The following is a 22,803-nucleotide window of genomic DNA, read 5'->3' on the forward strand; positions in this document are numbered from 1 at the left end:
TCAAGATGCTCAAGCGGCAGATCTACAGTCGCGCGCGCTTCAAGTTCCTACGCAGTCGGGTACTGCTTGCACCCTGACCTCTCTGTCGGTGGCCGAAGCGCTGATCCGCGCCGCGCCCAGACGTGCCGCGGACCCTGGGGACTTCTTGGACACCTCCGACGGTGAGCGAGCAGTGGCCGCAGCCGCACTGGTTGCCGCTCAGTGCCCTGATGGCGAACCGACCTGTGCGACCTACGGTCCGTCGGAGCCGCTGCCGAACCTGCCCACCGACCTTCGTGCGTTCGCCGTCGACGCTCTGGACCAAGTGACCTCCGAGCGGTCTGAACTTGCCGAACTTTGGGACGACGCTGCGAACGGCTCGAAGTGGCGCCACGACATCACCCGCATTCGTGACGTCCTCGACCCTCCGGTCCCTCCACAAGAGGAGGCCCTCTTCGACATGCAAGCGATCACCCACTGGCAGGTGACTCGTTGAGCGGGTCGATGGGATCGGAGCACCGGCACGACCGTCTGGGCACCGGGCGCTGGCCAGCCGCCCGTCCAGCAGGGCCGTTGTCACAGGCAGCGGCTACCTTGCAGCTCAGCACAGAACCGAGGCAGGTTGCAGGAAGAGGAGCGGCAATGGTCGTCGAGGTGGGGTATGCGCAGGCGTGGGACTTGGAGGCGTGTGCGGCCTGGCGGCCGATATCCGCTGAGAAGGCCCGGGAGCGGGATGCCGCCGGGCTTCCGTATGTGGTGGTGTACCGGGAGTCGGGTCGGGAGGCTCCGTTGGAAGTCCGGCTCGTCTCCTGGCGGGACCACTATGTGGGGCTGTGGGTCTACGACGTCCACGGCCGCCGCATCTGCGACGTGGACATGCGGCTGCTGGACGACCCGTCGCGGCTGCTGCGCCGGTACTCGGTCGGCTGGTACTACACAGGTCCAGAGATGGCGGAGTTCGACAAGGCGTGCCCGCGCATCACCGTGGAGCTCCTCCCGGACGGGAGGGGGCAACGGACGGAGGAGCGGCGGGGGCAGGGTGGAGGCTCCTACGTCACCTCGCCCGGACTTCGGGACGACGAGCGCTGGATGGACCGCCCCTCCTTCGGGGAGTGGCCGCTGCTCTCGGCTCAGGTGCACGGACTCGTTGAGCCGCCGGCGTTCGAGGCGGCTGAGGTGGTCGCGGCTGTCGAGCCAGGTGACGGGGATGCGCCCGCTACCTGCTGGCGTGCGCCGCGCCCCGCTCAGCCCGGGCCGATCAACGAGTTGTTCCGGCCCGGGCTGCGCGTGACCGACGGTTACCACCCCGAGATGACCGTCGTGGAGCCGGTCCGCATCGGCACCCTGCGCATACCCAGCGGGCTGCTGGCCGTCTCCGGCCCGGACCTCGACCACGGGGACGGGCCGTGCATCACCGTCCCCGTCCGGCCGGGGGAGTACGTACTCGACGAGGCGCGGGTCCGCTTCAGCTACCACTGCGAGTGGCGGGACGCCGAGGTCGCGACCACGCAACCCACGGCCGTCCGCCTGCTCGTCAGCGAGACCCCCGCAGCGACCTGGAAGATGGCCCTCGGTCCGGATGACGATCCCCGGCTGTTCATCGAGCAGCAGATAGTCGGCTTCGACACTGACGGCGCCACCGGCTGCTTCGCCGACGCCGGGGCCTGGGAGCCGCTCCTCGCGCTCTTCGAGCGGGGACTGATCCGGGGAGAGCCGGACCTGAACGGGTACGAGGACATCGACGACGGTTCCATGTTCATGCAGCGCACCCGGGACGAGGCTTCCGGCGGCGAGCTCATGTCCTTCGCGACGGCCGGGGACGGTACCTACCCGGTGTGGGTCGGTCTTTCCGAGGCCGGTGAGGTTGTCGGCGTCGTGGTGCTCGTGGAGGGGATGCCCGAGCTGCTCCCGGAGCGGGACGGAACCCCCACCGACGCGGCTGCATAGGCAGGCCTCGCACCGGCAGCTCGGACGGTGCCGTCGGCCGCATGGCCGCGTCGGCGACTCGGCCCATGCGGCTGCTCAGGCTGGCTTTTTGGAGCGGCTGCGGTAGGCCCGGGCCGCCATCCGGGTGCTGCACGCGGTGCTGCAGTACAGGCCGGACGAATTACGGGTTTTGTCGAAGAAACCCCGGTAGCACGAGGGGTCCTTGCACATTTTCAGCCGGGCCCAGCCTCCTCGTCCGGCCAGGTCGGCCGCGGCGGCGAAGAGTGCTCCGAAGCTGCCGAGGACACCGTCCTGGGCGGGTACCAGGCGAGAGCCTTCTGCGGTGAGGTGCGTGACGAGGGGGTAGCGCTGGGCGATGCGCTGGATGTAGCGCTCGGCGGCGGGCAGCGCCTCCTGTCCGTCGGCGCAACCCGAGTGGGCGCGGAAGATCATCGCGAGTGCGTCGCGGAGTTCGCGGGCCGCGGCCGCGTCCGCGCCGGTCACGTCGTCTCCGGCGGGCAGACCCATACGGGCCAGCCACGCGGACAGGTCCTTGGCGTCTGCCAGGCCTTCCGGGTCACCGCCCCAGGGACCGGTGTTGACGAACCCGAGAAGCAGATCAGAACTCTCGCACACGGAACCCGGGCACTGGTCCGCCACGGGCTGTTGCATGGTCACACCCTTCTCCCCTCGTCGAAGCCACAGCCTACAGCACCCGCGAGGCTCAATCACTTTCTAAGTCGACTAGCCAATGACGAATGGCGTCGCGGAGGGCTATGTGTATCGGTGACGTCATGTTCTAACGTGTTACGGTAATTGCGCTGGGTGCCTGGACCCCGAGAACTGCTCGTGGGTCGGCCTACAGCACTCGTAATCATCTGGAGGTAGTCATGCCCAAACTGCTCATGGTCCTTTCCGGAGCGACGAGGTGGACCCAGCAGGACGGCTCCCAGCGGCCCACCGGCTTCTGGAGCGAGGAGTTCGTGGAGCCCCACAAGGCGTTCACCGCCGCAGGGGTGCAGCTCACCGTGGCCACACCCGGCGGCCGCCCGGCGGTGGTGGACGAGCTCAGCCTGACGGCGCAGGCCAACAACGGGGACGAAGCAAAGGTCGCGGAGCTGCGCGCCTACCTGGACGGGGTCAAGGACCTGCTCGCCGCCCCGCAGCGTCTCGAGGACGTAGACCCCGCCGACTACGATGGCGTGTTCATTCCCGGAGGCCACGGCCCGATGCAGGACCTGGCCGTCAATGAGGACATCGCACGGGTCCTGGAGACTCTGCTCCCTGATTCCTCCAAGGTCGTTGCGGCGCTGTGCCACGGACAGGCGGCCCTGCTGCCTGCGGGGGATGTCGACGGACAGTGGCTGTTCAAGGGCCGCCGGCTGACCTCCTTCACTGACGAGGAAGAGACGCAGACAGGCCTGGCCGCCAACGCCCCCTGGCTCATCGGCTCCCGCCTGAAGGCAGCCGGCGCCGACTTCGTGCCGGGCCCCGCCTGGGCCCCGCACGTCATCGTCGACGGCAACCTCGTGACCGGACAGAACCCCGCCTCGGCCGCCGAAGCGGCCAGCGCCGTCCTGAAGGAACTCGCTGTCCGGGCCGGTGCCGCGGCCGCGTGACACAACGCGACGCACCACAGGACAAGGTGCGTCGCCGTCCGCGCCCGAGACACCTCACGGTCATCGACCACCCACGGCCGCAAACGCGGTGGTCAACGGCGGGCACCGACCGCAGACCTGAACCTGAGTAGCCGCTGCTACAACGGCAGCGGCTACTCCCAGGCCGCACCTCGAAGGCTTCTCACCGACAGGCGTGCGACAGCGACGTAATCAGCGGCGAAGTCCACGCCGGTGACGCCCATATTCGCGCGCTGTGCCCGATTGCGGGCCGGACGGCCCGAACACGCCTGACATCCAGCGCGTGCCGGTTCCGCGGAGATGCGCTCCGGGCCGGACGTTTCAGGGCGTTGTCGAGGGGTCGCTCGTCGCAGTCCTCCCCAGGGGGAATCCGTCTCGGGCGGCCGGGCGCAGGAAGCGGATGACAGGGTGGCCGGGTTCGTGGGACACCTCGGCGCGGACACCGTAGACCTGCTCGATCAGGCCAGGGGTGAGAACCTCGGCCGGAGTGCCCTGCGTGACCGCGCGGCCGTCGCGCAGGACGAGCAGACGGTCGCAGTACATCGCGGCGAGGTTGAGGTCGTGCAGGGCGATCACCGTGGTCACCGGCAAGCCGGCGATCAGCTCCAGGAGGTCGAGCTGGTGCTGGATGTCGAGATGGTTGGTGGGTTCGTCGAGGAGGAGTTCGCGGGGCTGCTGGGCAAGGGCGCGTGCGATCTGGGCGCGCTGGCGTTCGCCGCCGGAGAGGGTGTGCCAGGACTGGCCGGCACGATCGGTCAGTGCGGTGCGCGCGAGTGCCTCGGTGACGGCTGCCGCATCGACCGTCGTTGCGGGCGTCCAGGGGCGGCGGTACGGGATGCGGCCGAGGGCGACGACGTCCCGAACGGTCAGCTCGGTCTGGGTGTCGGCGTGCTGTTCGACGGTGGCGATCCGGCGGGCGGTGGCACGGCGGCCGGCCTTGGCGAGCGGGCGCCCGTCCAGGTTCACGACTCCGGAAGTGGGAGCGAGAACCCCGGCCAGCAACCGCAACAACGTGGATTTTCCCGAGCCGTTGGGGCCGAGGAGGCCGACGGTCTCGCCGGCGCGCAGGGTGAGCGTGACGCCGTCGACGACGACCTTGTCGCCCAGGCGCCGTACGACGCGGTCCGCGTGCAGGCTGGTCATGTCCTTCTCCGTCCTCGGTGCAGCACGGCCACGAACGCCGGCACGCCGATGAGGGATGTCATCACGCCCACCGGGACCTCCAGCGGGTCCAGAACGGTACGCGCGACGGTGTCGACCCACACCAGGAAAACAGCGCCGGTCAGCGCGGTGACCGGCAGCAGGCGGGCGTGCCCGGAGCCGGTGAGGGCGCGGGTGGCGTGCGGCAGGACCAGGCCGACGAAGCCGATCGCACCGGCGCTGCTGACCAGGGCGGCGGTCAGCAGCGCGGTCGCGCAGAGCAGGACCAGGCGGGTACGGGCGACACGGACCCCGAGGCCCGCGGCGGCCTCGTCGCCGAAGGCGAAGGCGTCGAGCGTACGGGCGTACCCGAGGCACAGGACGAGGGTCACCGCGAGGACGACGGCGCAGAGGAGTACCCGCCCCCAGTCGGCGCCGGTGAGCGAGCCCAGCAGCCAGAACAGCACACCCCGGGTGGTCTCCGCGTCCGCCGAGGTCAGCACGATGAAGGAGGTCAGCGCGGAGAACATCTGCATCGCCGCGACCCCGGACAGGACGACCCGGTCGGTGCTGCCGCCGAGGGTGTGGCTGAGCAGCAGCACCAGGGCGAACGAGAGCAGCGCACCGAAGAAGGCACCTGCCGACAGGGACACCGCGCCCCCGCCCACACCCAGGACCACCACGGCGACCGCTCCCGTGGACGCTCCGGAGGAGACCCCGAGCACGAAGGGGTCGGCGAGGGGGTTGCGCAGCAGGGACTGCATGACCGCGCCGCACACGGCGAGTCCGGCCCCGCACACCGCGGCGAGCAGGGTCCGCGGCATGCGTAGGTTCCACACGATGCCGTCCCGCAGCGGAGCCAACGAGCGCTCACCGAAGCCGAGATGGGCCGCCACGGACGCCCACACATCGCCGGTGGAGATGTCGGCGGGGCCGATGGTCACGGCGACGGCGATCGAGGCGAGCAGCGCGACCAGTCCGCCGCCCGTCAACACCATTGCGCGGACGTTCACTTGGCGAGCCCGAAGTCACGCAGACCGGCCGCGACCTTCTCGATCCCCTCGACCGTGCGGATGGACGGGTTCATCGCCTGCCCGCTCAGCAGGACGTATCGCTTCTTCCTCACGGCGCTCAGGTTGCGGGTGGCGGGGTTCGTCTCCAGGAACCGCATCTTCGCCTTCGCGGTCTCCGCGGTCTGCTGCCTGCGGGTCAGGTCGCCGATGACGATGACGTCGGGGTCACGGTCGGCGACGGTCTCCCAGCCGATCTGCGGCCACTCGTCATGGGTGTCGGCGAACGCGTTCTTCGCGCCGACCGCCCGGGTGATGGCGCCAGGGGCGCCGCAGCAGCCGGCGAGGTAGGGCGACTGGGAGTTGGCGAACCAGTACATGAGGGAGACGTCGGAGGCGTGCAGTTCGGCGGTGGCCGTGCGCACCCGCCCCTTCAGTTCCGCAATGAGCCTCTCGCCACGCCCCTCGACACCGAACGCCCGTGCCAGGTCGCGTATTTCGCCGTACACGGCTTCGAGCGTGAGCGGCTTGCTGCGCGAGCCGTCGCCGCCGCTGTCGTTGTCCTTGCCTGCCGAGCAGTCAGACGGAGAGACGTAGGTCGGCACGCCCAGCTTCTCGAACTGCCGGCGGGTGGCGACGCCGCCCTCGCCGAGAGTGGAGACGAACGAGGCGGTGACGAAGTCGGGTTCGGCGTTCAGGACCTTCTCGAAGGAGGGCGCGTTGGCCGCCAGGCGCGGGACGGTGGCGTTGGCCTTCTCCAAGCCCTTCATCACCGGGTCGGTCCAGGTCGCCGTACCGGCCAGGCGGTCGGCGAGGCCGAGGGAGAGCAGGATCTCGGTGGTGCCCTGGTTGAGGGAGACAGCCCGATGCGGGGCCGACTTCAGGGTGGTCTTGTGACCGCAGTTGTCGATGGTGACGGGGTAGCCGGCGGCCGTGGCCTTCTCGGTCTTCGCGTCGTCGCCGTCGGCGGAGCCGCAGGCGGAGAGCAGCAGGGCGGAGGTGAGCAGCAGGGCCGGAGTACGGAGGTGGGCGGGTATGCGGAGCACGGGCATGCCTCGGGGGTCGGGGCTCGTTCGCGGAGCCTGGCCTACGGGTTTCCCCCGCGCCGGGGCGCGGAGGTGCCAGCAGGTCTTCGGACTCGGGTTCGTCCGGCCGGGGCGCCTTCCCGGTCTCCCAGTGGCGTCGTGCCCCGCCCGTCCCCCTCACCGCTGCGCGTCAGTTCCGGATTCGCACCGGATTCCCTGGCCTCGGGTGTGGCTCGACTGGCCCGCCGAGGCTATCAAGCCGGTCGTACGGTCGGACCGCGCGGCCACGGAGTAGCGAGCAAAGGTGCTGGAGTTCTGGCCGATCCACGGCTGCGAACACCTCAACTGCCCCCAGCGAGGCGCGTCGCCGCTGGGCCAGTTGCTGCGGGCAGCCCCTGCCGATGGGGGCGACGGATCGCTGGTGAGGTCTGGGCCGGCGGCGTAGGGAGTTTGCGATCTCGTCTTCGTCGGAGAGACCCTCCGTCAGGCCGGCCTTCGCTGCAGGAAGACGATCATGTCTCAGTACCTGCGGGGACGGCCGTTCTTGGCTGTCTTGCGTCAGCTCTGACCGCAGTTCGGTGAAGGGTCTCGGAGTCGTTCTCACCCGGTGCGGTCCGTCCTGAGCCGCCTGGTTGGATGAACGCATGACGGATTGGTCGACGCTCACCGACGCGTGTGGTTCCGCCGAGCACGTGCGTGGTCTCCTGGACCGCTTCGCGGCCGATCCGAGTGGTGTGTGGTCCGAGGTGATGGACCATCTGTGTCCGCAGTTGGACACAGCCTTCCCCGCCAGCTACGCAGCTCTTCAACGGCTGGCCGAGATCGCGGTCGCCTGCAGCCCCGAAGATCTCGCCTGGGTGCTGCTGGCAGCCGGAGCGATAGCGTCCTGTTCGCCTGGGCTCTCGGAGACCGACAGCCCTCTGACGGTCTACTCGGCCCCGATCGAAGTTCTGCACCGTCTCACCGATCGCCGTCTGAGCCGCGCGGTCGAGGCTGAGGAGTACGTGAACCTGTTGCAGGCTCTGCTCTCCTTCGAGGGCGTCGAGATCTGGGATCGCTGCCTGGATGGCCTGCAGAGTGGGGAGTACGAGGTCGAATGCCCGTACTGCGGCGTCAACATGTTCATCGTGATCGGACAGGACGAGTCGTTCTGCTGTACCGACGACTACGACTCGGGAGAGGTGGAGAAGCTGCCCCTCCGGCCCACGCCAACCCAGGATTTGGACGGGCTGCCGCGGAGATTGTTCACGCGAGCGATGGCGGACGGGCAGGCGGGCGTGGCTCACGCCATTGCGTATCTGTTCGGACGAGCCGTCTGCCCGGACTACAGGACGGACTTCTCGGTGGCGGAGCGGGTGGTTGCCGGTTGGACTCCGTGACCGACTCAGCTAAGCGGCAGCGAGGTTCCAGGTCGCAGTAGACGGAAACCGGCTCGGCCGTATACAGCCCTCTTGATCGTTTCGTCGACGGGGACCCCTCGACTCGGTGGCCGATGGGCAACTCCATGAACGTTGAGGCTGCTCGCCGGTAGCCTGCCTGCGTGGCTGAGATCTGGAGCGAGGAGCAGTTGATCGCTGACGGCTTCGAGCGTGTGTACACCGAGTCGGACTGGTACGGCGCACCGTTGGCCGGCCTTGCTGACATCGACGGGAAGCCTCACCACTTCGAAATGGACGTCTACGACCACAGCCATGATGTCCACGAGTACCAGGTCTGGCCCGCAAGCGAGGCGGTGGCGGAGCTGGAGCGCCAGCAGTGGGCGATCTACGCCAGGTGGTATGAGCGCCGTGAGGCGGGCGAGGTCGGACAGGAGAGCCATCCGGGCCACGGTGGGGTCGATGCCCGCTATGACGAGCTGGAGCTGCAGTTGGCGCCGCACCGCTTGGCGCCGGCCGGCGCCCGTCGGCTCGTGTGCGAGCTGCGGTTCGTTGCCGGTGTCGACGTTCGCTACCGAGTCGAGGGGCCCGACTACTGGCTTCGATGGCGTCCGACGCCGCCGTGACCACGGGGTGTTGTGTGGACAGCCAATGATCACGCGGCGGCCTCGGGCGCCGGCGTGGTGCCTGCCCACTGGCAAGAGGCATTCGAAGGACTGATGAGCCGGATCGCCGGCCGGCTCTCCCGAGCTGAACCCAGTCGCCGGATACGGCGGTTGGTCGCCGGGCTGCCGTCGGAACTGCCGAGGAAGAGCTGCTTGCCCCTGGCCGAGGGATGAGCAGGGTGCCGAGGCTGTACAGTCCACGGCCCGCTGTTCGGACCCTCTCCGGGCGGTCCTGCGGAGCGCATGACCGGGATCCAGCGATGAGTTCCGCTACGCAGAGAGGTCTTCCTGGGCGTACGTGCTCATGAGAGGCCGATGGAGGCGCTGGTCGGTCCTTGGATCGCGGGCCCGTGCGTACGCGACCAAGCTTGAAGACCGTTGAGGAGATTCCAGCGTGAGTGACATCGTGGTCCAGAAAGTCATCCGACCTGAGCGCGCGCTTTCGGGACCTTGGCTGGAGGTGATCGCCTCGAATCTCGACTACCACCGAGCGACCTTCCTGTGGAAGTGCGAGGGGCTCTCGGAGGCAGAACTGCGGCTACGTCCCGTTCAGTCGTCGGCGTTGACCCTGCTGGGGCTCATGCGGCATCTGCAAGGGGTTGAACGTGCCTGGTTCCAGCGGACCTTGGCCGGCACGATGCCTCGCTTCTTCCCCTATCGGACCTACGCCACCGCTGATGGCGGTGAATGGTACGACGAGTTGGACACCACGCCGGCCAGCAATGTCTACGAGGACTACCTCAAGGCGTGCGAGGAGTCGCGGCAGGCATTTTCGAAGGTGACCGTCGATGTCGCACGGATCGCGCCGAACCCGGAGTTCGGAGACACCGATGTGCGGTTCGTCCTTGAGCACGTGATCGAGGAGTACGCCCGCCACGTCGGCCATGCGGATCTCCTTCGGGAGGCCATCGACGGCGTCACTGGCGAGTAGCCTGCCGCCACGCCCTCGTCCCCTCGATGGAGGCCTCATCCCACCTGTGGCGCATCGGCGCCGTCCTGGTCGGCAGGCGGGCATCCGTGAGTACAGGTCGCTCCGTCCGGGGGATTGCGGGCCGGTCCTGGCCACAGACCGCCATCGGCGCCCATGGCGTACCGATGATCGCGTTCGGCGGCCAGGACCTCGCGGTGGCAGGCAGCCGAGAAGCGCAGGGCATTTCCCCCCCCACCCACCCCGACCAGGACTTGTTCTCCATGGCGAAAGCGCTGCTGTGCGCCACGACACGCGCTGAGCCTGGCCTCCCCGCGTCGCCGTGCACTGATTCCGGCACCGGATTCGTCCGGTGCGACCGATTCCGGCGGCGCGGATGGCTTCAGGGGTGACTGGCTGTCGCTGTCGGCCGGCGGAACCAGGGGTGGACGCGGTTCCACCGCCACGTACGCGCACACACCGGCCCTCACCGGTCGCAACTCCTGTGGCTCGTCACCCGGGAGGCTGAATTGCGTGTCGGGTGCGGCGGATGGCGCATAAGGGCGGTCCGGTCGGGAGAAGCAACGGGGGCGGAGTGGTTGCTCATAGTAAGGAGGGCGCAGGTGAGAGCCGTCGTGTTCAGCGCCGATTTCTCCTCGGAACGCCAGTGGGTGGCGGGCCGGTCCTGGGCCTATCCGGACGGAGGGCCGACCAATCCGGGCGACAACAAACTCGATCACCTCACCGCGGACCCTGATTACTCCCGACGGGGGACGTTCAAGGCCCGGCGCAGGGCGGACGGCTTGTGGGACACCGGGCTGCTGACCACTGAGGGGAGCTCCGAAGGGTTCATGGTGCGCACCGGGGACCACCTGGAGGTCACGGTGCGCCTGCCCACCGGACTCGGTGCCTGGCCCGCTGTCTGGACCTGGCGGGACGGTGGCAATGAAGTCGACGTCTTCGAGTACCACCCCGACAACCCCGACCTTCTGGAGCTCACCAACCATGTCCGGCAGGGACAGAGTTACGTCCGTCACGACGCGGTGCGTCCAGGGGCCGTCCTCGATCTGGGCGTGACCTTCGGCCGGCGCAGTGTGGTGTGGACGCTCGGCGGCGAGCGGATCTTCGCCGACAGACGGGGCGTGGGCTCCGGCTGGAGTGCCTACCTCATCGTCAACCTGTCGGTGTGCGCGGGCCTCTACCATCCCGCCCCCGAACCCGAGACCGCCGAGATGTCGTACGAGGTGCGCAGTCTCGTGGTCACCCGGACGACCGAAGGCCTTCCGGCGGACGACCTGTCCGGGAGAGACCGGTCCGGAGACCGCCCTGCGGAAGGCGCCTGACCCGGGTGAGTCCGGCGTGCAGGCCGCCCTCCGCACGTACCTCGCTCGTGTCGCCCGTCAGCGACGGTGCCGTCAGTGCACCCGTCGCCACGTTCCGGATGCGGACGTCCTTTTCCCCGAGACCGGTGACCACGACCGCGGTCTTCGAGCGGCTCCGGGGCCGGGGGACAGACGCCCCGCCGCGGCAAGGCATCCCTCGGTGCGATTTACTCTCCCGATGGGTTCACGTACTTTTCCGAGCAGCCCCCCGGTCACGATACGGCGGGCGGTCGCGCAGGACGCCAAACGGCTCACGCGGCTCGTGCGTGGCTCAGGGGCCTACGCGGGCAAGTACGCGGCCGCCGTCGCGGGCTACCGGGTCGGTCCCGATTACATCGAGGCCCACCACACCTTCGTAGCCGTGGGCGGCGACGAAGACGGCGGTCGGGTCCTGGGGTTCTACGCGCTCGTCCTCGCTCCACCGGAGCTTGACCTGTTGTTCGTCGCCGACGAGGCACAAGGACGTGGGATCGGACGGTTGCTCGTCGCGCACATGCGGGCCGAGGCCGAAGCCGTGGGTCTCGACCGTGTCAAGGTCATCTCGCACCTTCCCGCCGAGGACTTCTACCACCGAGTGGGTGCGGTGCGGACCGGGACCGAGCCCGCGAACCCGCCCGCCGTGCCGTGGGACCGTCCGACATTCGAGTTCCGGATCCCCTCGGTGACGTAATGTCACCGAGCGTATCCGCCTGTGCCCGGCTGGGCCGTCATCTCTTGGGGCTGCGGCCGCCCACGGTCCACCTTCAGGCCCAGCCGGTGACATGCCCCGGCTCTCACCCCGGCCAGGACCACCGACCGCGTTAAAGACTGGTCGTCGTCTGCTCGCCGGAGGCGCTGCCTGCGAGCCACTGGTCCCATCCCAGATTGAAGTCGGCGTAGCCGTTGTCGGCCGGGGCCTTGCCGCGGGGCGAGCCGGTGATGGTGATGGGGTCGCCCTGCTTGACCTGGCCGTAGAACCATTTGGCGTCCGACAGGGACAGGTGGACGCAGCCGTGTGAGCCGCGGGCGCTGCCGCTGCCCGGGTTGGGGTCGCCGGTGGAGTAGTGGACGTAGGTGCCGGACTGGGTGAGGTGGATGTCCCAGGGCAGTGTCAGGTCGTAGTAGTTGGGGCTGCCCTTGTCACAGCTAATGCCGACGCTGCAGGAGGTCATGTGGACCTTCTCCTGCTTGTCGATGACGGCCATTGTGCCGTCCCATGTCGGGTACTCGGCGCTGCCCGCGTTGATGGACAGGGTGCGTACCGGAGCGCCGTTGCGGGTGACCTTCATGGTGTGGCCGGTCACCGAGACGTCGGCGCGCACGTCGTCACCGATCTTGAAGGTGTGCGTGTAGCCGTGTACGCCGTAGCGTCCGTTGCCGTTGCTGACGCCCGTCATGTCGGCGTCGATCTTCACCGTCGTCCCGGAGGGCCAGTACGTCTTCGGGCGCCAGTCGGCGCGCTTGTCGCCCATCCAGTGCCAGGCGCCGGCCACCGGCTGTGACGCGCTCACCTTCATGTGCTTTTCCACGGTGGCCCGCGCCTTGGCCGCGACAGGGTTCGTGAAGATCACCGAGATCGGCATGGCCACGCCGACCGTGGTTCCCGTCTGTGGGGTGATGGTCTCCAGCAGCATCGGCGGGCCCGCCGGCTTCGTGGGCGACGGAGAGGCGCTCGCACTCGGCTTTTCCGATGCCTGCGCGTCGTCGCCGCTCGCCTTGTCACTGCCGCCCCCACCGCAGGCGCTCGCGCCCACCAGCATCACACCCGTGACGAATGCGACCCATATGCTGCCCTTGCGCCGTCCCACGAACTGCCCCGTCTTCTCGATCTTCGGCCCTGACGGGCCCGTCTTCCTGTCAGACAAGGACGGCGCGGGTTGCAGTTGCGTTGATCGCGTAAAACGTGTCCCAAGACTCCCCGGCACCGTGGCACTGTAGGAGCAGGTGGTGGACGGTGGCGCGACCTCCGTGCCGCGCCTGGCCAGCGGCCAGGGAACCGCCAACGGGACGAAAAGTGCAGTTGTGGAGTTGCTCGGGCGGTGCTAACCAGCACTGCCCCTGCAGAACTGACGGACCGGGGCGAGGTCCGAAACAGTACGGGCGGCCTGGCCCCCGAGGACCTGCCGTTCAGGCAGGTGAACGCGGACGCAGCTCACGGTAGGCCGGACGGTCCGCCGGCAGCCGTCGGTACGCTGCTCAGTCCCACAGCTCACTGCTGTCACACACCCGCGCCCCCATGTTGCGCTCCATCATGCGCAGTGCGGCATCCGCGAGATCGGAGTGGATGTGGGCAACCGCGTCGCGCGGGACGATGACCTCGAAATGGCGGATGTGGGCATCGAGGGCGGAGTAGAGCACACACTGCTCCGTCACCTGGCCGCACAGCACCAACCGCTCGATGCCCTGCTGGCCCAGCAAGTAGGACAGCGGGGTCTCGAAGAACACCGAGTGGCGTGCCTTGAGCACGAAGAGTGAGGAGCGATCCGGTTTCACCGGTTCCACCAGATCGGCGTGCGGTCCCGCGAGTGCCTGCTCGAGCAGCTCACCGTGATGAGAGCGCCACTCGCCGAAGTTGTCGTTGACGTAGATCACCGTCACGTCCCTCGACCGTGCCGTCTCCAGCAGGCCGGAGAGGACCGGAACGACCTTCCGGGCTGAGGAAAGAAGCTGGTCCGCGTCCTGGTGGTCGTACGTGTTGATCATGTCGATGACGATCAGTGCGGTCTTGCTCATGGCCCCCGGGTTCCCAAGGAAAACATTGTCAACAGAGACTGCGGCACTGATGTTGGGGCGGCGTCACCGGAGCCCGGGCTGGGACGCGGGGGACGGCTACTCACACTCGACGGCCGAAAGCGGCGCCGCATTGATATGCCCGACGGGCATGATCGATTCCAGCGCTCGCCACCGGCATCGACCGAGACCGCGACGCGGTCGTCGCCGGCCTGACGCTGCCCTGGAGCTCCGGCGTCGTCGAAGGACACGGCAACAGGATCAAGATGCTCAAGCACCGGATGTTCGGACGCGCCGGCTTCACACTGCTCCGCAAGCGGGTTCTCCTCGCCCCGTGACCGATGTCAGTGGCTCCTGGAACCCTGCCTTCGTTTTCAGGACAGCCGTGTCAGAAGCCATGCATGGGAACGTGGGGGACCAGCCCGAACGGCAGCGACCTCGCCGCAGAGTCCGTCGATGAACGCGAGTGACTCGCTGCCCGGTCTCTGCCAGTACCGGGAGACTCAAGTCGAAGCCGGCGCTGGACGCTGTGTCGGCCTCCTTCTTCGCGTTGATGTGAGCGGTGAAAGCGGCCACGACCACGCCGTTCGCATCGACGTACTCGCCCAGTTGATCGTGCCGTCGACACCATCCGAGTTCGTGAGTTGCGGGTTGTAAGAGGTCATCCACCGTCCCTCCGTAGGACCTGTCGGTCGGGTCGGCAGGTCCTACGGAAGGACTGGGCGGTCCGGAGAGTGCTTGCGGCCCGGCGCGCAATCACCGAGGACTGGTCACGGGGCGCTGATCGGTTCAGCAGGTGACGACCTTGCCGTAGGAGCCGCGGCCCCAGTTCCACTCCCACTGCTCACCGGGCTGGTAGGTGAGGCATGGCGAGTCGTTGCCCCAGTCGATGACGACCTTCAAGTGCATGGCCACGTTGCAGGTGTTGGTGACCTTTACGTACTTTCGGTGCTTGATGACGTCCCGCGTGACGCAGGCTGGGGCCGTGCCCCGCGCGGAAACCGTAGCTGCCGGGGCGGCTGCTGCCGATGCCGGGGAAGCTGTCACGAGGCCGGCGCCGAAAACAGCCGATGCCGCGATGAGACTGACGGCGAGACGCTTGCGGTACTTCATGTCCGGTTTTCCTTCACTGGGTCAGGAGGCAGTGGGACGGGTGTGGTTGCTCCACAGACTCTGCCGATCTCTGCGCCTCCAGGGCCACCGACATGGCCGAAGTGCATCCTTTTAGGGATATTCCCACTGAAGCAGCCCCTATCGGGGCAGGGGAGTGGGTCGTGAAGCGCACCGCTGGGAGACCGCGTCAGACATGGCTGACACCCGAGCGCGATCCGTTCACGGCCCCCTACTGCGCTGACTCGCCAAGATGCCGAGTACCTGGAGGAGCGGGAGGGCGCGCGGGAGGTGCGGGCCGCCGCAGACGACTTCCGCCACAGCCACCCGGGACGCGGCCACCTGCGGCTGCCGTTCGGACGGTGCCCGTTTCGGAGGACGGCCGGATACCCAGGCCGACACCTACGAGCAGGCGCGGTGCGAAGGCAGAAAGGTTGCCGGCTTCATACATCGTGCGGCACGTGTTGCAATGCGTAAGGCCCCGGGGTGTCTGCCCGCTTCATGTGGTGTGGAGCAGCCAGCGCTGCACGGCGGTGTGGGTGCTGGGGGGCAGGGTGCTGAGCTGGTCGATGGCGTCTCGGTCCTCGGGCCGGGGCGGGATGCCGGCGGCGGTCAGTGCGGCGTGCAGGGCCAGGCGGCGCTGGTCGCGGGGGGTGATGTGGATGTTGAGGCGTTCGGCGGGGTTGGGCGGCAGCAGGCAGTCCGTGTCCTGGCTGGCGGCGGGAGGCCAGGCGCTCTCCGTCGGGTCGGCGGCGTAGGGGGCGACGAAGGTCTGCGGCGTGTGGTGGTCAAGGGCGATGCTCACGTCGGTCTCCTTCAGCAGCGGGTGGATGTGCAGGGGGAGAGCCTTGGAGCGCCGTGTGCGGTTGCGGTTGCCGGGCGATGTCACGCTGACGGCGTCATCGGCGGCTCATCGTCTTCTTCGATCAGCACGACTGCAGTCGGCCGGGCGTGACCAGCCGCCCACCGGTACGTGTATCTGTTACGCACTTTCGGGTGACGGCATGACGCGGGGCAAGATCGGCCAACAGGACAAGGGCGACCCGGCGCAGGTCACCCGGCGAGGACTGGAGGCCTTCTTCGCTGCCAAGAACAAGGTCGTAGCCGGCTCCGCCAAGACCAAAGCGCAGGAACTGGCCAACAAGGCGCTGCCCGACAGGGCCGAAGCCGCCGCCTATCGAGAGATGGTCGAACCGGGATCGTCCGGCGACGATGGGAGCGGCTCACGGCATCCCTTGGTCGGACCCGCTAGGGCGTGGGCCGCTCACGACGGCAGCCTGACCATCGACGTGGAGATTGGATCGACCGCTCTCTGTAGGTGGCACACGTCGTCGCCGTTGGGAGTCAGTCGCGCGCAGTCCGCAGCGCCGGTATCCGCGGTCGAGTCAGATGTCCGCCAGGAGGACCAACCTGCCGTGATCTGCCGGCCGTCCGCACGGGGCCGAGCCGGTTCCGTTAGTCGCGATCCTTCCCGGTCAAGCATTAGCGGCCATCAACCGGCATGCGGCACATTGATGATTTTGCCGTCCTTGTCGAGCGTGTGGGTCTCCCAGTACACGTCCCACTTGTCACCGACTTCCTGCGGCACCTTGCCCTCGGGGTATCTCGCGTACCCGGCGGTGGGCTCCTCTTCGTCCGAGACGCATGCGGAGCCGGTCCCGCCGACGGTGAGCACGGGGTACTCACCGCTGCTGCAGATGCTCTCCTGGTACTCCCAGCCCGCGCAGCCTGTAAGCGACAGAATCGCGGCCGCGCTTGCCAACACCGCGGCGACGCGGGCCCCTTGGGACCGCACGCTGGGGTTGGCGAGACTTCCGCTGCGAGGCGTGGTCATGGTGTTCCTCTCGTCGTTCGGTGTGCCTTCACTCTCGTCGCCGGGCGGTTGTCGCCTCCTGAGTGCGCGTACTCAGATACAGCCTGCGCACATGCTCAGTTTTTTGAGGTGGGGTCGGTACTCGTCGGCCGACAACAGTTGAGTCGGAGCCCGTCTCGTTTTTCCAGCGCGAATCGGGTGCGGAAGACTGCCGTCTTCAGACGGCCTCTGAGGTCACCAAGGGCGCGCCTGTGGCTTCGTGCTTCCGGAGCTGAGTTCGATGCGCCTTCCGCGCAGGCCGCAACGATCCGGGCCCGCTCCGCCACACGAGCTGGGACGTGCCACACAAGGCCGTCGTACCTCACGTGTGATGAACTGTGGCCCGGTTTCGAGATGTTGATCTCGTCCCGAACAAGAGAATGGGAGGGACCGTGGGCCTCGGTGGGGGGACGTGGCAGCGACTGACCGCCGTGGTGCTCGTCATGGCGGTGGCGGCCGGGTGTACGGGGCAGGGCGAAGGCGCGGGCGGCGGAAACGACGAAGACCTGCTGCGGAACCACGACTGGTCGCAGATGCCGGGTACCACCTCGCGGAACGGCATCCTGCGGGTCAGCGCATTGGATCGGCGCATCGTGGAGCAGGACTCCTCCGGCGGCCAGCCCAACCCCCCGCTGAACCTGGCCGGCCCGCATCTCAGGTCTGATGGCGACTTCACCGTCACCACGCGCATGTCCGGTGTGGGTGACGACGACGGCGACTCATGGCTGCGGCTGTACGGACGTGTACCGGTCATATATGACGAGTGGCGGCAGGAGCGGCCCTCACTCCGCGTCGGCGTGACCGCTGACGGACACGTGAAGGTACAGATATGGGACGGCGAGGGTGATGAGCCGGCCACCTCCAAGGCTTTCGACTGCGGCTGCTCCGGGACGGTGACGCTCGCCGTGTCGAGCATCGGTGACACCTTCCGCGTGAAAGCCGACGGGCGGCGGCTGGGAACCGTGCAGGACCCGGGGGTGTTCGCCGAGGGCACTGTCTGGTTCGGGCTGGAAGCGGACGCGGGCGAAAACGAGCGCCGCGAGGGATGGCGTCTGACGCGGCTGACCGCGCGGGCAGAGAGCGGTGATTCGCTCCGCGTGATCAAGGCGCCCCAGCTACACCAGGAGCAGTCCGACGACTCGCTGCGTGCGCGGGCCGCAGACGTGGGGCGGCCGTTCGACGTCGGCGCCGCCCTCGCTGAGAACCCGCTGCTCACCGACTCACGCTACCGGGCGCTCGCGGGAAGCCAGTTCTCCATGCTCACTCCGGAGAACGCGTTCAAGCCGCAGTTCCTCCACCCACGCCGGGGCGTCTACGACTTCCGTGACGCGGACCTACTCGTACGCTTCGCCCGCGCGAACGACATGAAGGTGCACGCGCACACGCTCGTCTGGCACGAGGCTCTGCCCCACTGGATGCGGGAGAACGACGACCCCGAGGAGGTGCGCCGGACCATGCTCCAGCACATCGCCAGGGTCGCCGGGCACTTCAAGGGAAAGGTCGCGGAATGGGACGTGGTCAACGAGCCCATGTCCGACGACGAGAAGAGCTACACCAACGGGGACCTCGGTCTGCGCTCCGAGCAGAGCCCGTGGTTCGAGGCCATGGGCGAGGAGTACATCGACGAGGCGTTCAGGGCCGCCCACCGGGCCGACCCGAAGGCACGGCTGTTCCTCAACGAGTACGGGGTCGAGGAGGAAGGAGAGCGCTGGGACGCCCTTTACGATCTGGTCAAGCGGCTCAAAGAACGCGGCGTACCGATCGACGGCGTGGGTTTCCAGAACCATGAGTACGCACCCGGCGACCGCGTTGACCCGGAGACCTTTCGCAGCCATGTGCGGGATCTGGCGGAGCTCGAGGTTCAGGCGCGGGTGTCGGAGATGGACGTCCCCATAGGTGCAGACGAGGAGGACGGGCGGCAGACCCAGGCCGATGAGATGGCGGGCAAGCTGCGGGTCTGCCTGGAGGAGCCGAACTGTACGTCGTTCTCCACCTGGGGATTCACCGACCGGTACGGTTCCACCGCCGACACCAAGATCTATCCTCCGCGCACGGCCGATTCCCTGCCGTGGGACGCGGACTTGCGGCCGAAGCCGGCGTACGAGCGCTTGCTCGAGGCCTTTGACGAGGCGTGAGAGAACAAGGTGCGATCTCTCGGTCGGGTGTCGATGGTAGCGAGAGTCGAAGAGCGTTCCGTAGGTTCACCTAGTACGCCAGATGCGGATCGTGATCTTCATGTCCGTCGGCGTGGAGCAGGTCATTCCATACGGCGGGGCGTGGGCGCTGTCAGGTGTTGGCGCTGAAGTATGCAGCGGCAGCGTCAATGAAGCGGTCGTGTGCGGCTCGTGCGGTGTCCTGCGCTGCGGTCAGCTCCTCAAGACTTGTGGCGGCGTCGACCATGTCGTATGTGGCGACGACCATCGCCTGTGCGGTGGTGTGGACAGCCAGATCGGGCACGAGGAGCCGCAGCGCAACCAGGGGGCGGGTGATGGCGGAGCGTGTGACGTGAGACCTGGCTCGCAGTTCTTCCAGCTCAACGTCGCTGGCGCCGCGCAGCCGAGCTTCCCCACGCATCCACAAGGCTCGACGGTGGTCGGAGCCGGCGGAGGCGAGGGTTGTCACCGCTTCGAGCCGGTCGCGGCGCAACTGCTCGGCGGCGGCCGCACGCTCGGCGCGGCCAGCCGCCAGGTGTTGGAAGGTACCGGTGACAACGGATCCGAGGAGCGTCCCGACGACGGCAAGGACGGTGGCGATCATCATTTGCCTTCTTGGTCGGGCGACTGGCCTCAGGAGTGCGCAGACTCACGATCACCGTTGATCATCGTCCTGTGTGGACTTACGAAGAGACGATGGCCGTGGGCCACAGCATAGATCCCGGCCGTTGGCGGGCGGCGTTCGAGGTGGCCATGGGCCGGATTGCGGGCCGGTTCGCCAGGGTTGAACCCCGGCCGCGAGCAGGACGGTTGTGCTGGGACTGCTGTCGGGCCTGCCGCGCAAGAACTGCTGCCTGATCGCGGAGTGGGCCGGGGAGAAGGCCCCGTACGGCATGCAGCATCTGCTGTGCCGGGCCTCATGGGACGCCGATGCGGTGCGGGAAGATGTCCGTGAGTACGTCGTCGAGCACCTCCATGACGAGGCTGCGGTGCTGATCGTGGACGAGACGGGCGACGTGGAGAAAGGCACCCACACCGTCGGCGTCCAGTGCCAGAACACCGGTGCCGCGGGCCGGATCGAGAACTCGCAGGTCGCCGTCTATCTCGTCTATGCGGGTGAACGCGGACACGCGGAGGTGGACCGGGAGTTGTACGTCCCGCGTTCGTGGACGTCCGATCCCAACCTTGCCGGGCGGCCAGGCTCAGCGAGGACACCGTCTTTGCCACCAAGCCGGAGCTGGCCCGCGTAATGGTCGAACGGTCTCTTGGATGCCGGGCACCCGGTCGGTTGGGTGACCGGCGACGAGGTCTACGGCGGCAGCCCGAAACTGCGATCCGCCTTGGAGGAACGCGGCCTGGGCTACGTGCTCGCGGTGGCCTGCGCGGCCGAAGTGCCACCAAGGCGGGCATGTTCCGCGCCGATACGCTGGCAGCCAAGCTGCTCAAGCGAGCCTGGCAGAAGCTGTCGGCCGGGCGCGGTGCGAAGGGCCACCGCTTCTACGACTGGGCCGTCATCGACCTTGCCGCGGCGGTGTCGGGGCACCGTCAGATGCTGATCCGGCGCAACCGCACCACCGGCCCGAACTCGCCTACTGCCGCCGCCGTTCCGGGCGACCGGTGCCGCTCAGCACCCTGGCGGGACGGCTGGCTTCAGGTCGCGGGTGGAGGAGAGCTTCCAGGCAGATAAGGGGCTGTCCGGGCTCGACGAGCACCAGGTCCGCCGCTCTACCCGTCCTGGATCCGCTGGGGCAACCTCGCGATGCTCGCCCACGCCTTCCTCATCGTCGTTCGCGCAGACGAACCCGCACATCGGCCAGGACCCCACGACCTTATCCCGCTGACCTGCAACGAGATCCAGCGCCTGTTCCTCGCACTTGCCGCCCGGCCACGCAACGACCCCGCACACCGGCTCGGCTGGTCCGACTGGTGAGGCCGCCACCAGGCAGAATCACAGACCAGCCATTACCTGCGACAAGCCGCATCCCAGGCATGAAGATCACGATCTACAGATGGAGTACTAGCGACCGCCACCGCGCGCCGGGGCCAACGGTGGCGCACGGTCGGCCAAGCCGCCCCTGCAGCAAGCAGGTTGGCGGATCCGCAGTGCTCTTGCCCGCGGTCCCGGTCAGGTTCTACGCCGCGCCGTGCACAGTGTTGCCGACCCGCGCATTCGAGGCCCTGCCGTCAGCGGTTGCATGTGTGCGCGCTCATCATCACCGACGCCACCTGCGGGGTGCCGCACACATGGCGAGGACGGGACGTAACCGAGCCGGAGATGATCGTCGAGTTCGACGATGGCCTGACCGGGGGCTCCCGGACGGTGACGAGTGCACCGACGCCGCAGGTCAGCGCCTATGCCTCAGTGAGTTCTCCGAGGGATGTCCTCGATCATCGCCGCGACTTTGTCCTGAGTGTGGAAAAAGAAGCCCCCTACCCGTGCGTAAGTACTTCCCCCTCTGGAAAATCGTTGTTACGTTCCTCTCCGACAGCCCGACGACGCAGTAGGCAGAGGCGGGTGTCCTGGGCCCAGCCGTGGGCGAGGGGAGGGATCGTGAGACGGATGACCGCTCGACCTGAGAACACCCATCAGGCGCGCCTGCTTCGTCTGCTGCGTGACAACGGGTCCAACTCCCGCGCCCAACTGGGGGATCTGGTGGACCTGTCCCGTTCGAAGCTGGCGGTCGAGGTCGACCGGCTGCTGGAGACGGGGCTGGTTGTCGCGGACGGGCTCGCACCGTCCCGGGGCGGCCGCCGCTCGCACAACATCCGGCTCGCGCCGAGCCTGCGTTTCCTCGGTGTGGACATCGGAGCCACTTCGATCGATGTCGCCGTGACCAACGCCGAGTTGGAGGTCCTGGGGCATGTGAACCAGCCCATGGACGTCCGTGAGGGACCGGTCGCGGTGTTCGAGCAAGTCCTGTCCATGGCAGCGAAGTTGAGGGCCTCCGGGCTGGCCGAGGGATTCGACGGCGCCGGAGTCGGTGTCCCGGGACCGGTCCGCTTTCCCGAGGGTGTCCCGGTGGCGCCGCCGATCATGCCGGGCTGGGACGGTTTCCCCGTGCGGGAGGCGCTCAGTCAGGAGCTCGGCTGTCCGGTCATGGTCGACAACGACGTGAACCTGATGGCGATGGGGGAGCAGCATGCGGGCGTCGCGCGCTCCGTGGGCGACTTCCTCTGCGTCAAGATCGGCACCGGTATCGGCTGCGGCATCGTCGCGGGTGGCGAGGTCCACCGCGGGGTGACGGGCAGTGCCGGCGACATCGGGCACATCCAGGTGGAACCGGAAGGCCGCGCTTGCGTGTGCGGCAACCTGGGCTGCCTCGAAGCCCACTTCAGCGGTGCCGCGCTGGCCGCTGACGCGGAGCAGGCTGCTCGTGAGGGGCGCTCGGCGCATTTCGCCGCCCGGTTGGAGGCAGCCGGACGTCTGACCGCCGAGGACGTGTCGGCCGCCGCGACGGCCGGTGACGCCGTGGCCCTCGAGCTCATCCGCGAGGGCGGGAAACGGCTCGGTCAGGTCATCGCGGGGCTCGTCAGTTTCTTCAACCCTGGGCTGGTGGTGATCGGTGGTGGTGTGACCGGGCTCGGGCACACCTTGCTGGCCAGTGTCCGGACTCAGGTGTACCGGCAGTCGTTGCCGCTGGCCACGGGCAACCTTCCTATCGTCTTGGGGGAGTTGGGGCCGGTCGCCGGAGCCATCGGTGCGGCCCGACTCATCAGCGACCACCTCTTCTCGCCGGCCTGACACCGGCCGAACACCGGCCTGACATCTGGCCTGACATCCGATCCGACAACCAGCCTGACCGCCGGCCGATCGCGTCGGCAGGGATCGACACGTGCGCGGGCGCAACCCCTGGCGCCTGTGACCTGGCGCCACCTCCACACAGCAGCACAACTCGGCACGCGGTCCGGCACCCCGGCGCACTGCGGCAACC

20 protein-coding genes, 1 pseudogene and 1 riboswitch are annotated in these 22,803 nt (G+C 68.1%); of the genes and pseudogenes, 11 read left to right on the plus strand and 10 right to left on the minus strand.

Features of this window, described 5'->3' with window-relative positions:
* The first annotated feature begins 88 nt into the window (after positions 1 to 88).
* Together ACZ66S_RS38265 and ACZ66S_RS38270 are read left to right on the plus strand one after the other, a co-directional pair.
* The gene (locus tag ACZ66S_RS38265) at positions 89 to 475 is read left to right on the plus strand and encodes a DUF4259 domain-containing protein (protein ID WP_469906192.1); all 387 of its coding nucleotides are present in this window, start codon (positions 89 to 91) and stop codon (positions 473 to 475) included.
* A gap of 146 nt (positions 476 to 621) precedes the next feature.
* Entirely contained in the window at positions 622 to 1,926 is a 1,305-nt protein-coding gene (locus ACZ66S_RS38270) for a DUF4241 domain-containing protein (RefSeq protein WP_469906193.1), read from the plus strand.
* 75 nt (positions 1,927 to 2,001) lie between these two features.
* Here the strand turns inward: ACZ66S_RS38270 and ACZ66S_RS38275 are convergent, their stop codons facing one another.
* Positions 2,002 to 2,577: a CGNR zinc finger domain-containing protein gene (locus ACZ66S_RS38275; protein WP_469906194.1), complete on the minus strand. Its 576-nt coding sequence runs from the start codon at positions 2,575 to 2,577 to the stop codon at positions 2,002 to 2,004.
* 218 nt (positions 2,578 to 2,795) lie between these two features.
* Between ACZ66S_RS38275 and ACZ66S_RS38280 the strand changes: the two genes are divergently transcribed.
* Positions 2,796 to 3,524 (plus strand): type 1 glutamine amidotransferase domain-containing protein, encoded by a 729-nt coding sequence (locus ACZ66S_RS38280; RefSeq protein ID WP_469906195.1) that lies wholly within the window; start codon positions 2,796 to 2,798, stop codon positions 3,522 to 3,524.
* Positions 3,525 to 3,863: 339 nt separating this feature from the next.
* On the opposite strand, the gene ACZ66S_RS38285 is transcribed toward ACZ66S_RS38280, so the two are convergent.
* From ACZ66S_RS38285 to ACZ66S_RS38295, 3 genes are read right to left on the minus strand one after another with little or no spacing between them, the layout of a single operon-like run.
* Complete coding sequence (locus ACZ66S_RS38285; protein ID WP_469906196.1) at positions 3,864 to 4,685, minus strand: ABC transporter ATP-binding protein; 822 nt, start codon at positions 4,683 to 4,685, stop codon at positions 3,864 to 3,866.
* Positions 4,682 to 5,680 (minus strand): FecCD family ABC transporter permease, encoded by a 999-nt coding sequence (locus tag ACZ66S_RS38290; RefSeq protein ID WP_469906197.1) that lies wholly within the window; start codon positions 5,678 to 5,680, stop codon positions 4,682 to 4,684. The genes ACZ66S_RS38285 and ACZ66S_RS38290 overlap by 4 nt, the downstream gene beginning before the upstream one ends.
* Positions 5,681 to 5,691: 11 nt before the next feature.
* Positions 5,692 to 6,744 carry an ABC transporter substrate-binding protein gene (locus tag ACZ66S_RS38295; RefSeq protein WP_469906198.1) on the minus strand — a complete coding sequence of 351 codons (1,053 nt, stop codon included), beginning with the start codon at positions 6,742 to 6,744 and terminating at the stop codon, positions 5,692 to 5,694.
* A 54-nt stretch (positions 6,745 to 6,798) separates the two neighbouring features.
* Positions 6,799 to 6,974, minus strand: a riboswitch (cobalamin riboswitch).
* A 387-nt stretch (positions 6,975 to 7,361) separates the two neighbouring features.
* Here ACZ66S_RS38295 and ACZ66S_RS38300 point away from each other — a divergent pair.
* The 5 genes from ACZ66S_RS38300 (at position 7,362) to ACZ66S_RS38320 (ending at position 11,717) form a co-directional block, all read left to right on the plus strand.
* Complete coding sequence (locus ACZ66S_RS38300; protein ID WP_469906199.1) at positions 7,362 to 8,096, plus strand: hypothetical protein; 735 nt, start codon at positions 7,362 to 7,364, stop codon at positions 8,094 to 8,096.
* A gap of 161 nt (positions 8,097 to 8,257) precedes the next feature.
* Complete coding sequence (locus ACZ66S_RS38305) at positions 8,258 to 8,719, plus strand: hypothetical protein (protein ID WP_469906200.1); 462 nt, start codon at positions 8,258 to 8,260, stop codon at positions 8,717 to 8,719.
* A gap of 433 nt (positions 8,720 to 9,152) precedes the next feature.
* Positions 9,153 to 9,689: a DinB family protein gene (locus ACZ66S_RS38310; RefSeq protein ID WP_469906201.1), complete on the plus strand. Its 537-nt coding sequence runs from the start codon at positions 9,153 to 9,155 to the stop codon at positions 9,687 to 9,689.
* A gap of 599 nt (positions 9,690 to 10,288) precedes the next feature.
* Positions 10,289 to 11,008, plus strand: a complete 720-nt coding sequence (locus ACZ66S_RS38315; protein WP_469906202.1) for a LamG domain-containing protein — start codon at positions 10,289 to 10,291, stop codon at positions 11,006 to 11,008.
* A 217-nt stretch (positions 11,009 to 11,225) separates the two neighbouring features.
* Complete coding sequence (locus ACZ66S_RS38320; protein WP_469906203.1) at positions 11,226 to 11,717, plus strand: GNAT family N-acetyltransferase; 492 nt, start codon at positions 11,226 to 11,228, stop codon at positions 11,715 to 11,717.
* Positions 11,718 to 11,847: 130 nt separating this feature from the next.
* Here the strand turns inward: ACZ66S_RS38320 and ACZ66S_RS38325 are convergent, their stop codons facing one another.
* From ACZ66S_RS38325 to ACZ66S_RS38345, 5 genes are all read right to left on the minus strand, one after another.
* On the minus strand, positions 11,848 to 12,786 hold the full coding sequence (locus ACZ66S_RS38325) for a L,D-transpeptidase (RefSeq protein WP_469906238.1): 939 nt from the start codon (positions 12,784 to 12,786) through the stop codon (positions 11,848 to 11,850).
* A gap of 436 nt (positions 12,787 to 13,222) precedes the next feature.
* Positions 13,223 to 13,759 (minus strand): cysteine hydrolase family protein, encoded by a 537-nt coding sequence (locus ACZ66S_RS38330; RefSeq protein ID WP_469906204.1) that lies wholly within the window; start codon positions 13,757 to 13,759, stop codon positions 13,223 to 13,225.
* Between the two features lie 786 nt (positions 13,760 to 14,545).
* Entirely contained in the window at positions 14,546 to 14,869 is a 324-nt protein-coding gene (locus ACZ66S_RS38335; RefSeq protein ID WP_469906205.1) for a hypothetical protein, read from the minus strand.
* Between the two features lie 496 nt (positions 14,870 to 15,365).
* The gene (locus ACZ66S_RS38340; protein ID WP_469906206.1) at positions 15,366 to 15,671 is read right to left on the minus strand and encodes a hypothetical protein; all 306 of its coding nucleotides are present in this window, start codon (positions 15,669 to 15,671) and stop codon (positions 15,366 to 15,368) included.
* A gap of 687 nt (positions 15,672 to 16,358) precedes the next feature.
* Positions 16,359 to 16,700, minus strand: coding sequence for an SCO0607 family lipoprotein (locus ACZ66S_RS38345; protein ID WP_469906207.1), 342 nt, complete (start codon positions 16,698 to 16,700; stop codon positions 16,359 to 16,361).
* A 410-nt stretch (positions 16,701 to 17,110) separates the two neighbouring features.
* Between ACZ66S_RS38345 and ACZ66S_RS38350 the strand changes: the two genes are divergently transcribed.
* The gene (locus tag ACZ66S_RS38350) at positions 17,111 to 18,853 is read left to right on the plus strand and encodes an endo-1,4-beta-xylanase (protein WP_469906208.1); all 1,743 of its coding nucleotides are present in this window, start codon (positions 17,111 to 17,113) and stop codon (positions 18,851 to 18,853) included.
* Between the two features lie 151 nt (positions 18,854 to 19,004).
* Here ACZ66S_RS38350 and ACZ66S_RS38355 read toward each other — a convergent pair whose 3' ends face one another.
* A complete protein-coding gene (locus ACZ66S_RS38355) occupies positions 19,005 to 19,475 on the minus strand; it encodes a hypothetical protein (protein WP_469906239.1) in 471 nt (156 codons plus the stop codon).
* Between the two features lie 149 nt (positions 19,476 to 19,624).
* On the opposite strand from ACZ66S_RS38355, the pseudogene ACZ66S_RS38360 reads away from it, so the two are divergent.
* Positions 19,625 to 20,801 (plus strand): annotated as a pseudogene (locus ACZ66S_RS38360) (IS701 family transposase).
* A 630-nt stretch (positions 20,802 to 21,431) separates the two neighbouring features.
* The gene (locus ACZ66S_RS38365; protein ID WP_469906240.1) at positions 21,432 to 22,613 is read left to right on the plus strand and encodes an ROK family transcriptional regulator; all 1,182 of its coding nucleotides are present in this window, start codon (positions 21,432 to 21,434) and stop codon (positions 22,611 to 22,613) included.
* Positions 22,614 to 22,803 lie beyond the last annotated feature (190 nt).

The organism is Streptomyces sp. NPDC107471 (assembly GCF_055582845.1).

What these genes read in the sequence shown, in the direction of transcription:
- ACZ66S_RS38355 (WP_469906239.1), bottom strand. Translation starts at nt 19,475, where the DNA reads ATGATCGCCACCGTCCTTGCCGTCGTCGGGACGCTCCTCGGATCCGTT.
- ACZ66S_RS38320 (WP_469906203.1), top strand. Translation starts at nt 11,226, where the DNA reads ATGGGTTCACGTACTTTTCCGAGCAGCCCCCCGGTCACGATACGGCGG.
- ACZ66S_RS38290 (WP_469906197.1), bottom strand. Translation starts at nt 5,680, where the DNA reads ATGGTGTTGACGGGCGGCGGACTGGTCGCGCTGCTCGCCTCGATCGCC.
- ACZ66S_RS38270 (WP_469906193.1), top strand. Translation starts at nt 622, where the DNA reads ATGGTCGTCGAGGTGGGGTATGCGCAGGCGTGGGACTTGGAGGCGTGT.
- ACZ66S_RS38325 (WP_469906238.1), bottom strand. Translation starts at nt 12,786, where the DNA reads ATGCTGGTGGGCGCGAGCGCCTGCGGTGGGGGCGGCAGTGACAAGGCG.
- ACZ66S_RS38345 (WP_469906207.1), bottom strand. Translation starts at nt 16,700, where the DNA reads ATGACCACGCCTCGCAGCGGAAGTCTCGCCAACCCCAGCGTGCGGTCC.
- ACZ66S_RS38335 (WP_469906205.1), bottom strand. Translation starts at nt 14,869, where the DNA reads ATGAAGTACCGCAAGCGTCTCGCCGTCAGTCTCATCGCGGCATCGGCT.
- ACZ66S_RS38300 (WP_469906199.1), top strand. Translation starts at nt 7,362, where the DNA reads ATGACGGATTGGTCGACGCTCACCGACGCGTGTGGTTCCGCCGAGCAC.
- ACZ66S_RS38280 (WP_469906195.1), top strand. Translation starts at nt 2,796, where the DNA reads ATGCCCAAACTGCTCATGGTCCTTTCCGGAGCGACGAGGTGGACCCAG.
- ACZ66S_RS38275 (WP_469906194.1), bottom strand. Translation starts at nt 2,577, where the DNA reads ATGCAACAGCCCGTGGCGGACCAGTGCCCGGGTTCCGTGTGCGAGAGT.
- ACZ66S_RS38330 (WP_469906204.1), bottom strand. Translation starts at nt 13,759, where the DNA reads ATGAGCAAGACCGCACTGATCGTCATCGACATGATCAACACGTACGAC.
- ACZ66S_RS38285 (WP_469906196.1), bottom strand. Translation starts at nt 4,685, where the DNA reads ATGACCAGCCTGCACGCGGACCGCGTCGTACGGCGCCTGGGCGACAAG.
- ACZ66S_RS38365 (WP_469906240.1), top strand. Translation starts at nt 21,432, where the DNA reads ATGACCGCTCGACCTGAGAACACCCATCAGGCGCGCCTGCTTCGTCTG.
- ACZ66S_RS38295 (WP_469906198.1), bottom strand. Translation starts at nt 6,744, where the DNA reads ATGCCCGTGCTCCGCATACCCGCCCACCTCCGTACTCCGGCCCTGCTG.